This is a genomic window from Planococcus faecalis, from assembly GCF_002009235.1.
Lineage (GTDB): Bacteria > Bacillota > Bacilli > Bacillales_A > Planococcaceae > Planococcus > Planococcus kocurii.
The window spans coordinates 710,599-722,779 of the sequence record NZ_CP019401.1 but is presented as its reverse complement, the minus strand read 5'-3'; the positions used below and the strand labels follow the sequence as shown (position 1 = coordinate 722,779).

Annotated in this window: 13 protein-coding genes; 3 read left to right on the top strand and 10 right to left on the bottom strand. The window is 38.8% G+C overall.

Annotated features, from left to right (window positions below; all coding sequences use genetic code 11):
* Window positions 1–21 precede the first annotated feature (21 nt).
* The 5 genes from AJGP001_RS03635 to AJGP001_RS03615 form a co-directional block, all read right to left on the bottom strand.
* Entirely contained in the window at window positions 22–336 is a 315-nt protein-coding gene (locus AJGP001_RS03635) for a hypothetical protein (RefSeq protein WP_071153917.1), read from the bottom strand.
* Window positions 337–543: 207 nt separating this feature from the next.
* Window positions 544–855, bottom strand: a complete 312-nt coding sequence (locus tag AJGP001_RS03630; RefSeq protein ID WP_071153918.1) for a hypothetical protein — start codon at window positions 853–855, stop codon at window positions 544–546.
* Window positions 855–1,184, bottom strand: coding sequence for a hypothetical protein (locus tag AJGP001_RS03625; RefSeq protein ID WP_071153919.1), 330 nt, complete (start codon window positions 1,182–1,184; stop codon window positions 855–857). Before AJGP001_RS03625 ends, AJGP001_RS03630 begins: the two co-directional genes overlap by 1 nt.
* An 83-nt stretch (window positions 1,185–1,267) precedes the next feature.
* Window positions 1,268–1,915 carry a DUF1643 domain-containing protein gene (locus AJGP001_RS03620; RefSeq protein WP_071153920.1) on the bottom strand — a complete coding sequence of 216 codons (648 nt, stop codon included), beginning with the start codon at window positions 1,913–1,915 and terminating at the stop codon, window positions 1,268–1,270.
* Window positions 1,916–2,000: 85 nt separating this feature from the next.
* On the bottom strand, window positions 2,001–2,981 hold the full coding sequence (locus tag AJGP001_RS03615) for a helix-turn-helix transcriptional regulator (protein WP_071153921.1): 981 nt from the start codon (window positions 2,979–2,981) through the stop codon (window positions 2,001–2,003).
* A gap of 319 nt (window positions 2,982–3,300) precedes the next feature.
* Between AJGP001_RS03615 and AJGP001_RS03610 the strand changes: the two genes are divergently transcribed.
* On the top strand, window positions 3,301–4,107 hold the full coding sequence (locus tag AJGP001_RS03610; RefSeq protein ID WP_071153922.1) for a nuclear transport factor 2 family protein: 807 nt from the start codon (window positions 3,301–3,303) through the stop codon (window positions 4,105–4,107).
* Here the strand turns inward: AJGP001_RS03610 and AJGP001_RS03605 are convergent, their stop codons facing one another.
* A complete protein-coding gene (locus AJGP001_RS03605; RefSeq protein WP_071153923.1) occupies window positions 4,108–5,244 on the bottom strand; it encodes an IS4 family transposase in 1,137 nt (378 codons plus the stop codon).
* 112 nt (window positions 5,245–5,356) lie between these two features.
* On the opposite strand from AJGP001_RS03605, the gene AJGP001_RS03600 reads away from it, so the two are divergent.
* Window positions 5,357–5,716: a hypothetical protein gene (locus AJGP001_RS03600; protein WP_071153924.1), complete on the top strand. Its 360-nt coding sequence runs from the start codon at window positions 5,357–5,359 to the stop codon at window positions 5,714–5,716.
* Between the two features lie 204 nt (window positions 5,717–5,920).
* Here AJGP001_RS03600 and AJGP001_RS03595 read toward each other — a convergent pair whose 3' ends face one another.
* Window positions 5,921–7,579 (bottom strand): SWIM zinc finger family protein, encoded by a 1,659-nt coding sequence (locus tag AJGP001_RS03595; protein WP_071153925.1) that lies wholly within the window; start codon window positions 7,577–7,579, stop codon window positions 5,921–5,923.
* A 409-nt stretch (window positions 7,580–7,988) separates the two neighbouring features.
* Between AJGP001_RS03595 and AJGP001_RS03590 the strand changes: the two genes are divergently transcribed.
* On the top strand, window positions 7,989–8,552 hold the full coding sequence (locus AJGP001_RS03590) for a glycerol-3-phosphate responsive antiterminator (RefSeq protein ID WP_071153926.1): 564 nt from the start codon (window positions 7,989–7,991) through the stop codon (window positions 8,550–8,552).
* Here AJGP001_RS03590 and AJGP001_RS03585 read toward each other — a convergent pair.
* From AJGP001_RS03585 to AJGP001_RS03575, 3 genes are read right to left on the bottom strand one after another with little or no spacing between them, the layout of a single operon-like run.
* A complete protein-coding gene (locus AJGP001_RS03585) occupies window positions 8,547–9,320 on the bottom strand; it encodes an HAD-IIA family hydrolase (protein WP_177167587.1) in 774 nt (257 codons plus the stop codon). The genes AJGP001_RS03590 and AJGP001_RS03585 overlap by 6 nt on opposite strands.
* 19 nt (window positions 9,321–9,339) lie before the next feature.
* On the bottom strand, window positions 9,340–11,043 hold the full coding sequence (locus tag AJGP001_RS03580; protein ID WP_071153928.1) for an ABC transporter permease: 1,704 nt from the start codon (window positions 11,041–11,043) through the stop codon (window positions 9,340–9,342).
* Complete coding sequence (locus AJGP001_RS03575) at window positions 11,040–12,170, bottom strand: ABC transporter ATP-binding protein (RefSeq protein WP_078080161.1); 1,131 nt, start codon at window positions 12,168–12,170, stop codon at window positions 11,040–11,042. The genes AJGP001_RS03580 and AJGP001_RS03575 overlap by 4 nt, the downstream gene beginning before the upstream one ends.
* Between the last annotated feature and the right edge of the window lie 11 nt (window positions 12,171–12,181).

The window sequence follows — 12,181 nt, the reverse complement described above, 5'->3', positions numbered from 1 at the left end:
CCTAACATTCTGTTAGACAATTTAGTTATTGCCAATCAATGCAGCAGCCCGTACTTTGATCTCTTTAGTAATTGAAGGATGCTTTGACCCAATGACTTCTCTTAAAGCTTCTACTTCCCAGCCCTTTTTAAAAATGTTAATTGCAGATGAAATTCTGATTAGTTGGCCGGACAATTTTGATGCATTCGGATTATTTTCAAGAAGCTTTTTTGCCAAAGGCATTTTATCTTTACCACTTACCTTATCTTTACTGAATGCCAATTCTTTGTAGTCCTCGAAATACTCTACAAAGTTAGCTTTCCCTATAGACCTTAACGCCCTATCAACCGTACTCACACCAATCGCCTCATCTCTTTATATAATATTTTCAGCATAGCACATTAAATTGCAGTATAATTTAGCAATTAATTTGTTGTTAATCGTCAATAATCATCGTCGAACAAATCGGATTGAAACTCAAAAAAATCCTGCCAATTCTACGATTTAAAACGCTTTTATGTACCATTAAATATCATCAAATCTCAATAAGACTTCCCGCACGACTTAAGAGTTACTAAAAACAATCTTCAACTGACCATCAATCGACTCTAATAAAAAGTGAGTATCCTGATTTTTAATATTAATTTTTACAGGTGCCGTAATTTTGTATGCCATTTTCATAATACCTCTTTGTTCTACCACCATGATAAAGTTTTCAATACTTTTCAATTTTCCAACTTTAACTGAAAGATAATTTTCAAAAGTTGACTCCAGTGTAATTTTCGAAGATTTTGAGAGGTAAGAAACTCTTGTAACAACATGAGTATTGCAATATCTTACAAACATTCGATGTAGCATCATTTCGTTTGTAAGCATTATATTTCCTCTTCCTTAAAATAGTATCCATACATTCTCAATTTCTTTAACGCAAATTCCTTTTCATAGAATCCTTCAATATAAATTGCATAAGGATTTTCTTCCTGTGCAAGAGTATAAGAAACCTGATTATTTTCAAGCATCACATTGATAAAATATCGCGGCTCAGCCGGACCTACAGCACACCAATTATCCTGATTGTCCAGATTTCCGACGTTCCAGTACTCAGTGCCATTGATAATTCTTGTGTCACCAATAGTTGTGGATGATGGTTTCACCGCTTTTTTCATCCACGTATTTAAAGAGTATAGAAGAGCATTAATTAGCATCATACTACCCCTTTCTTCTACTCTAGTTACGTTTGATCTCAATATGTAACAACACAAGTGTATTCGCGACGTTTCATAATAATTTACAGTAATGGTATCAAATTTTCTAACCATTCAATCTGATTAGATATTAAAGCAGGCTTTGGATGGCGCGGATATTGTTTCTCTATATGATTAAGGCTAATCGCATGCTGATATGGAGCTAACTGGCGACCTTTATCGTATAATCCGTATTCCTTCGCCATCCTTTTAGCATTATTGGAACCACCCCAAGCAAAGATTAAATAGTCAGCATTAGCTAATAGTTCATCTCTTTCAACTGAGTTATCGTTTTGAAAGATTGAATGTGGAATTCCTGCAGATTTAAATTTTTGCTCAATCTCTTTAAATTTCTTTAAATTGCCTTCACAAATATCGGACAAATTGACGATTATCAGTTCATTCCAATCCATACGTTCCATTAATCTCATCAATTGATGCTGAGTTGGATCAGATTTTGCTGGCAGCATTTCTATTTTTTCAAGCTGTGTATGTCCCATTTCTGTTTCTGGTTGGCAACTCCCTGGATTAACCATCACAACAACCGCATCAACTTTGCTTTGAATGCTGCCTTTTCTTGAAATTCTCGCTTCACGGCGCATTAAAAATCTCTCGTTATTTACCTCAGCATGATAAAACATTGCGCTAACTTTAAAACTTTCATTTAAATCTTTAACAGGAATATAAACCACATGAACCACTCCTTCTCTACTAATTACTTTAATCATATCAGGCTTTAAAAGACCTCGTTTCCCTCTGAGAGGAAACGAGGTCTTTTTATGTATACAATCCCGAATACCGAGTTATTTCTTTCTTCATTCGCTCTACTAAATCCGCGGGACCCACCGCTTTTGCATCTGCACCCCATGTGAGCAACCATCTAACAAGCCCATCACTTACAATGCCTTCTGTTTGCAACAAAAAGCGGTTATCACTAATCGGGTCAATCTTAGCGTTAATCCCAAAACGATCGATGATGACATTGATCAAGTGATTGTCAAACTCAATTGCAATATTTCTTCTTTCGCCTGAATACATATTGAATAATTGAGAAACGTATCTTTCTAAATCGAAACCTGGATCCGGTGCCCAAATGCCCTCAGTATTTATAACAGAGCTCATTCGATCTATTCGATATTGAATGATTTTCTCCTTGCCCCATTCCTTGGCTACTAAGTAATAATATTCCTGATACCAAACTACTCCTAAAGGAATAACTTCGTAAAAACTACCTTCTCTACTTAAAATAAATTCTTTCTTCACGTTATACCTGCCGTATTGAAACTTTATACATTTATTAGCTTTGATAGCCTCATGAAGTGATTGAACGTTATCAGCAAAATGCTTTATAACGATTTTCCCTTCACTATGTATCAATTCATTTGCTAGACGTTTAGATGTGATTTCATCAGTCAATCCCCGAAGTTTATAGATTAATTGTTTGGTTTCCAGCTGCGAGATAAAACGAGCAGATGAGACAGCATCCATTAAGTAACGCAATTCATGAATTTGAAAACTCGTGTTCTCCAGAAAATAAGCTTTCTCCCTATAGTTAGCTGCACTATTTCTTGATTCGACTTTATAGGTGGAAGTAGTACTCTGAAGAAATTCTAATTCATTCCGTATCATCTTATCCGTCAAATCTAAGTCGTATTCTTGCGATATTAGTGTCTTAATTTCTTGCAATGTTAATGGAAGTTCTTTACTGGAGTATGTAGATAGACAATCAATAATAGTTAGTAGACGAATTCTGATCATTAGGCACCTTCTTTTTGTCAGTCGTAGTTGAAGCGATACTTTAGAATTGTTCCTTTCTCTAAAATAATATTTATAGCACTCTCTTTTGAATACTACGTTTTATTTTTTCACTCTTCTTACGACACACGTGAAATTTCATCTGCAGTTTATTATTCAAAATTTTATATATTCGAATACATTCATTCTAGTACTATTGGGTGATTCCCTCCTAAATATAAAGATATATTTATTAAAATACCATAAATACCATTCCATAATAATCCAATTAATGATATTGTTTTATAATAACTATAGTATAAAAGAAGGATGGAGAGTAAAAATGAAAAAAAGAAAATTAGTAGTGTTGATGTTTATAGGTTTGATCACAGGTATGTTAGTAGGATGTGGATCAGAAAACCCTAGCGCTACTGCAGAGGACTTTTTAACTGCTGTCCAAAAGAATGATTTTGAAAAAGCAGGTTCCTATGTTCAGGGAGGTATTGATAGCCTCACCACTGAACAAGAGGCGACCGATGAAGTAGATGAAGAATTAGCGAAGACATTATTTGAAAACATTTCTAAAAACTATGGCTTTAAAAAGGTCGAAGAAGTATCAGCTGATGGCGATAAAGCAGTAATAAAAACTGAAATTACTTCTCTCGATATGGGGAGCGTTATGACCAGTACAATGGCTGAAATTATGCCCTTAGCTTTTGCTAGTGCCTTTGATGAAGAAACTCCAGAATCAGAAAAAGCATTTGAAGAAATGACTGAAAAGACCATGATTAAATATATGACTGCAGAGGATGCTCCTCTTGTTACTCGTTCGGTGGAATTAAACCTAGAAAAAGATAGTGAAGGAAACTTCAAAATTGTTGATGATGAAAATTTAGAAGAAGCTATATTCGCTAATATCTCTCAGCTAGAGGATATGTTCGGCGAAGAAGACAGTGAGTCTTGGACAGAATCGGAAGAAACAGAAGAGGAAGAACAACCTGAGCAAACTTCTGAAGTACTGTCTGTTGTAGCCGATAATAAATCGTATGATGCAAAACCTATAAACATTACATTGGAAGAAGTATCATTTAAAAAAGCGAGCAATGTCTCAGAAGATCAGCAGTTTGATATAAATAATCACGCGTGTTGATTAACCAATAAATGACAGACTGCTCCTGCTGAGCGTAAAGTACTCGTAGAGAAACGTCGTCAGTGCATCCAGCCAAATCAGCGGTAAGGTGCCGGTCAATAGCGTTCGCTGAAAGGCCAGAAGCGATAAGGCGGGGGTCCGGATGCCCGATTTTGTTTTTTGATACAGCCACTGGATGAGGACATATGCGATTAAAGCCGCAAATAATTGGTTATAGACGGCATTGGGCGTCTGGCCGAATACCTTCGGCACATTCAGGTTTTGTTTGATCCAGCGGAAAAAGGATTCGATGCCCCATCGTGCTTTGTACATGCCGGCGATAGCCTCGGCTGATACATGGAGCAGGCTGGTGACGACACGGATCTCATGCCCTTCATGATCAGTGAAAAAGACCACGCGGTGCCGTTTCTTCGAACGTGATTGAGGCGTTCCCAGCCAGCAGGTGAAGTCGCGCGTGACATTGGAACCTTCTTCCGGCAGGCGCTGAAGCGACCGGATCGTCGATAGTTCCACATTTTCTTTCATTCGAATGACGAAGTCCTGTTTATCTGAAACAAACTGATCGATGCGTTTGATGTTGAAATACGCCCGGTCCTGCACCAGGATAAACCGCCGGTCGCTCAACCCTTCGTCGACCGGTCCATCGTGCACCAGACCGGTAGTTTCTATCACGTCAAGTGGCATACTGGTTTCCGGTGTGTAGCTGACATGAAGCTTAATGCCCGAACGCTCGCCGTGGTAAAGCGCCCAAGGGAGACGATTCCTCCCGACGGTAATGGTGGTGGAATCAACCAGCAGCAGCCGGTTGGGAATCTTGAGGGCACGCCGGGTGACACGGTTGCATTTACGGACGATTAAAGCGAACGCTTCCTTCATCAGGTGGTAGTCCAGTTCCTTCATCTTTTTGGAAAGTGTCGAGTGGTCGACATCCACCAACCCCGCGGAAGTTCCAACATCTCCGCAATGGCGATAGCCCTTCCATTCGGACGCCGCTGCGGTGACGAGGTATTCGATCAGCTTGCCGACGGTGAGCTTGCGGGCAGTATCTTCATAGCCGATCAGTTTCGTGAGTAAGGCCACATCTTTATCCGTAATAAACTTTTGAATCAAATTCGGGAACATGGTATTCTGTTTCATAAGGGACACCTCTTCCTGTAGTTGTTGGTTCGCACTTACAGTCTACAAGAAAGGTGTCTCTTTTTGTATTCATTTGGATGATTCTGGCTAATCAACACGCGTGATAAATAATATGTATACGGATGAACCAATAGGAGCAGAGTTTAATTATTTTTACATTAAATATACTGCAGAAAACACTTCTGATCAGGATGTTACATTTAGCGGAATCAATGAAATTGTATTGTTTTCAGAAGGTAAACAAGAAAAAATTGAAGTTGCATATGACTGGAAAGACTTTATTGACTATGACGAAGCGCAGGACTCAGATTACTATGGTGCTGTAAGTAAAGCTGGCGAGGTTGGAGTCGTAATTAAAACTGATCCAACAAAGGTAGAGAAAGTTAGAGTTGTAGTCAGCGAATCAATGTCAACTGAGACTTACGAAATACTTTCAGATGCGCAGAATATTGAATTTGAAATAGCAAACTAAGTTATCTTTAACTTATAAAGACTATTGACCAAAGAAATCGTGAATTGTAATGTTCTGATTGAAAAATCGCCTAACAATATTTAAAAAATCCAAAGTACAAATAAAAAAGCCGAGTTTTTAATTCCGGCTTTTTTATTTGAAATTTTGGTTTCTCTATTGCCGTAAACTCCAATTCAAGATTTTCTGCTCATTAGCGTTGAATACTTACTTCCCCTCAACCTTCCCCAACTCATCCAAAAACGCTTTTCGTTTCGGATACATAAACTTCAGCTCTTCGATCAACCTCTTCGCTGCATCAGCACCCAACGCTTGTTGGAAACCGTTGATTTTTTGACACGCACTCCAGTATGCCTTGCGATTAGAAGCAGGTTCAACTAAGCGGTAGATGTAGCTTGTATAGATTTCGTTCACTTCATATGGGTAATCAGCTACTAAATGCGGATGCAAGTGTTCGATCGCAGCGACATCTTTCTCGCAATAGTCCAGCAGTTCAGCGAATCTTTTTTCATCAATCAAAATACCAAGATAAAGCGGACGGCACCGCGGACGCATTTTCATCTCCGCAAGCATCGCTTCCATCTTTTTCGGCCAGTCTTCCACAGCTACTAAACTTCTCAACTTGTCATAATATTCTTGCTCTCCATCCAATGCGAATTGGTAGCTGAGGTCTATCATCCCCGCTTTGTTACCCATGCCTTCATAAGCTCGAAAGCGCAATTTTTTCCAGTCCTGTATCAACCCTGCAGACTTCACATCCAATTGTTCCGACTCGGCACACAACCGGATGACTTTTTCGAATTCACCCGCATCCAGCGCCTGTAGAATCTGTGCTTTACGAATTCCCGAATAGCGATGATGCTTCATACAGAAAGATTCGATCGCTTGCTGATCGCCAGCCTGCTGCAGAATCACGAGCTGGCACATGCGAAACTGCTCTTCAGTATACGAATACGACTGATTTTGCATTTCCCTACTGCCAATCACTTTTTCAATAAAATTATAGAACTTGTCCGCGAAATCGCCCTTTTCATTCCATAGCAGGACTGATTGTAGTAAATCACCCGCAACGTCTATAATGTCTTGTTTCAAATGGAATAAGATGTGTGGATATAGTAGTTCGAGCATGTGATCAACAGTCGACTCATCCAGTTGTTCTGGCCACTCTGCCAGTGTCTTATCAATTTTAGCTAGACTCTCATTAATTGTCGAACTGATATCTGCTCCTGAATCATCCGCCATTTGCATCATTTCACTGCATTCCTCGATGACGATCAAACTGAGGCAGATCATTTTCTCAGCATCTTGCTCTATCTGCAAGCTATCTACATATTCTTGAACTTCTTCTGCCCCTTCAATTGCCTGATTTGCCCGGTCCCATTCGATAAATCCTCTACGACTCGCGCGGTTAGCTGAATTCTGGATAATACGACGTGCCGTTTGTTCGTCCAACCCGCTCGCATTCGAAAATTTCTCTGTTAAGTAAAGATCTACTGCTGGCTGCTTTTTTAACAACTCTTCAAAAATTTCAAGTAGCTCTGCTTTTTTCAACGCCTTTAGTTGCGCCCGCACATCCACGCTTGCCGAACTCTTTTCTTTTTTAGCTTCACAGATTGCGAGACACACGGCCACTTCATGCTTGCAAAGCGAATCCGATTCAAACGGACAGTTACAAGAAGTCGACACGATCGTTTCCTCTCCCGTCAACTTGACGGTTATATCATAATCCCAAGTGCCCTCCACAACCGCATGCCAACGATTCGGCGCGTTTTCCATCAGTTCTTCAACAAAATCTCGCTCAAAATAATCCAAGCCGCGCTTGTAAATCACTGCCGGCACATAGGTCTTCAAATTACGTAAGTTCATGAGAATCCCCCCTGAGTTGATTATAACCTTTGTGGAACTAAGGTTGCAGGTAGTTCTTTTATAAAGAGCGGGATAGTTGACGTTGTGTAACCAGGCGTATTAGAGATGAGTAAAATAAAAAAGCCATACCCGCAATGCAGGTATAGCGGGTGTGGCAATGTAAGGATATAAATTGTCGTGTACTGTTGGAGTCGTTTAGAAATTTTATGTGATTTTATTCAACTTTTAATATAATCGGTGCTTGTATGGCCCACTCACCAACAGATGGCACGCAGAAGTTAAAAAAAGCTCATGGAAGTACTTCCCACAAGCCATTTTTAGATGATTCCTTTTAAAATTTTTTATTCAGAAATTTGTGCATATGGTACACTATCCCTATAATACATACTAAGGCGAAAGGATGATAAGTATGAGTTTAGTGGATATGGTTGAATCTCAAATGATCGCATCTGTAACAAACGAAATGGATTTAGATCATGCACTGAACAGCAAGGCAAATATTGTCTTCTTATTAACTGGAAATTTAATGACGATTTCAAGTTACGTTGATCAACTGCGCGATGCTGGTAAACACGTATTTATTCATTTGGACTTTATCGACGGCCTCTCTAATTCTCGTAATGCCATTGAATACGTTTCTAGTCAATGGAAACCCACAGGAATTATTACGACTAAAAGTCATATGGTTAAAATGGCTAATGAACTTGGTTTAAAAACCATTCAACGAATTTTTCTTTTAGATCATACTGCAATTGCAAAAGGGATTGAAATGGTCAAATCCTGTAAACCCGACGCTGTTGAAATTATGCCTGGCATTATGCCAAAAATCATTGATCAATTATCACATGAGATTGACTTCCCTATCATAGCTGGTGGCCTAATCGATAACATCTCTGAAGTTCACGAAGCTTTAAAAGCTGGTGCACTTGCTGTTTCTTCTGGAAATTCTGAGATGTGGAATTTTGATTTATAAGGTGCAAATGTCTTTCACACTTTCTAATACATAATCAGGTTTAAAAGTCGCTTGTTTCAACATCTCTGGTTTCGTAATTCCCGTCAGGACAAGAACAGATTGGATACCCGCTTCATTTGCCATTCGAATATCTGTTTCTAGACGATCCCCCACCATAAAACAATCTGAAGCTTTCATTTTCAATACACGGTTTAAAATATAGTCGGCCATTAATGAAGATGGTTTCCCTGTTATCAAAGTGACAGGTTCTCCTGTTGCACCTTCCATTGCCCCAATCATTGCACCACAATCTGGAACTTCTCCTTCAATCATAGGACAAGTTCTATCTGGATTTGTTGCAATGATCACTGCTCCATTACGCCATGCCTGAAATGCATCATTTAATTTATTGTAAGTAAACTGACGATCCCAACCTAAAACGACATAAGAAGCGCTGGCAGGAATATCTGCCAGCTTTATTTGTTCCTCTTCCAGTTCCAAAAACAATGGTTTCTCTCCAATTACATAGGCGGTATCGTCTTCCTTCATCTGTGATTTTAGATAATGAGCAGTAATGTAATTTGAATTTATGACTTCATCTAATTTCACTTGAATACCCAGACTGTTTAGTTTAGTGACGTAATCTTCTCTTTTAGCTATCGATTTGTTAGTCAAAAACACAACTTTATCTCCGCGCGCTTTTAAGCTTTTTATCGCTTCAACAACACCTTTGATGACGATATCTTCAACGTAAATTGTTCCATCCAAATCAAATATGAAACCCCTCATGCTATCCACCTCGGCTACTTTATAATTGCTCTTTACGCGTTAACAGACTTGCTACATACTGTAAAATCAACACAATCACAATCATCACAATCGACATTGCCGCAGCCGTATAGAATTCACCGCGCAAAATATTTTGGAAAATCGCTAAACTCATTGGCGCCCATTCAGGTGGAGCTAGCAGGATAGACACACTCGCTTCTTTAATAACCGTGATAAATACAAGAACCGATCCAGCTGCAATACCGGGCAGTAACAGTGGCCCAATAATCGTAATGGCCGCAGTTAATGGAGTAGCTCCCAGGTTTACTGCAGCTTCCTCAATATCTTGCTTGATCGCTCTCATTGATCCCATCGTTGAACGAACCATATACGGCAGCCTTCTAATTGTATAGGCCACGATTAACAAGAAAGCGGTTCCCGTCAGTTGTAATGGAGCGGTATTAAAGGTCTGAATCAAAGCGATACCAAATGCAATACCTGGTACTACTAATGGAATAGATGCCATGAAATCTAGTTTCGAAGAATTTTGACGGACTACAAAGTAGGAAACAAATGTAGCAATAATTACGCTTAAAATTAGCGCTCCTGTTGCCAAGACAATACTATTTGTAATATTGCCCATTGATCCACTAAAAATGGTTCGGTAATGATCCAATGTATATCCATTTGGTAACATTCCTCTTCCCCACGTTGTTGCGATTGATTGCAATGCAACGGACAATATCGCAAAAAGTGGAATTAATACGATTAAAAATGAGTATATAGCAAGCACTCGGCTCAATCCTTTATGCTCTACTAATTTTTGTTGCTTCGGTTTACCTGAAACAGAACCATAATTTTTGCCTTTTGTGAATAAATACTGAAGCCAGAAGAAAAATCCAGCTACAATTACCATCACAACAGTTAAGATGGCAGCACCACCCCAGTTAAAGAAACCAGCAATTTCACGGTATGCTTCAACGACCAATAAGTTTAAATTAGCAGGTGCGAGAATAATAGGCGTTCCAAAATCCGAGAAACTGACTGTAAAAATCAATAATGCACTTGAAATTACTCCTGGAATTGCTAGTGGGAATGTGACAAAAACAAATGTAAACCAACTTTTCGCCCCCAAATTTTGGGAAGCTTCTTCTAAACTAACATCACTAATTTTAAATGCTGCTACTAGTGGCCAAAGTGCGTATGGAAAGAAAAAGAACACCTGCACCATTGCGATTCCAGTCATGGAATACGGATCAATTAACATGCCTTCTCCACCTAATTTATTGTAAATCTCGGTGACCCATCCAGCTCTACCAAACATGATGATAAATGCGTAAGCAGAAATGAATGTCGGTACGATTAGCGGCACAGTACATAGCGCAGAAATCGTCTTTTTAAAAGGCATTTTAGTACGGGCAATTCCGTATGCTAGAGGAATACAAAGAATAATAACAATAATCGTTACGCCAAAAGCCAAAAACAAACTGTTTTTCAATGCATCTGCATATCCTGAATTACTAAAAATTTGTTTGTAATTATCAAGTGAGCTGTTTCCAAGTTTTTCAATTGTGGAACTCATAATAGCTGGATCCGTTATCGAACCTAAAATATTAATGGGCTCTCCTGTAAAACTGACTACGAATACAGAGATTAACGGCAAAATCATAAAAAGACCGAAGAATAGATAGATCAACCACTTAATAACTGTTAATCCACTAAAAGTATTTTTTATCTTTTTCATATTAACAGCACCCTTTCGTGAGCAACTGTCAGTTTTACTTCTTTGCCTTTTTCGTAAATACTCCCACCCGTAGAATAGGTAGTATCGATGACTAATTGGTACGAGCCCACTTGAACGTCATAGCGAACAATCGACCCTAAATATGTAGACATTAGTACAATTCCTTGAATAACATTTGTTTCTGATAACTCGATAATACTTTCTGCTGCTTCTACTTTGATGTGTTCGGGACGAATAATAACATCTACTTCTGGTTTATTCGGTTTTTTAGTCGATTGTAAATCGAAGCCTTCTCCTTGGACTCTGTACAAGCCATTTTCTTCTCCAATTACCGTTCCTTTAAGGATGTTTGAAGTTCCAACAAAATTAGCAATAAAAGGAGTTGCAGGATTACTATAAAGATCTGTAGGAGTTCCAATTTGAATAATATTTCCTGCATCCATTACAGCTACTCTGTCAGCCATACTCATTGCTTCTTCTTGATCATGTGTAACGAATATTGTCGTAATCCCCAATTCTTGTTGGATTCGACGAATCGTATTGCGCATCGAATGACGAAGTTTTTGATCTAAATTCGATAAAGGTTCATCCATCAATAAAACAGCCGGTTCCATTACTAAAGCTCTTGCCAGTGCGACACGTTGTTGTTGTCCACCAGATAACTCACTTGTTAAACGGTGCGCATGTTGATCTAATTCTACATACTTTAGTATCTCCATTACTTTCGCTTCAATATGTTTAGGTGTTTTACCTAGTTTTTTATTCAATAAACGCGCATAAATCCCAACTTGTTTGAAGATATTGCTGCTATTTAGTTGCTTAATATTCAAGCTGTATGCCACATTCTCAAACACATTCATATGTGGAAAAAGTGCATAACTTTGAAAGACCATACCGCAATTTCGTTTGTTTGCAGGAATTTTTTCTACTTCTCGGTCGCCAATACGAATTGTGCCCGAAGTTGGTTGTTCAAATCCCGCAATACAGCGCATCATCGTCGTTTTTCCACACCCCGAAGGGCCAAGAAGGGCGAAAAACTCCCCCTCCTTGATATCCAAATCAATATTTTGTAAAGCTGTAAAACTTCCAAAACTTTTTATCAAGTTATTTACTTTGACAGAACCCATATCCATTCACC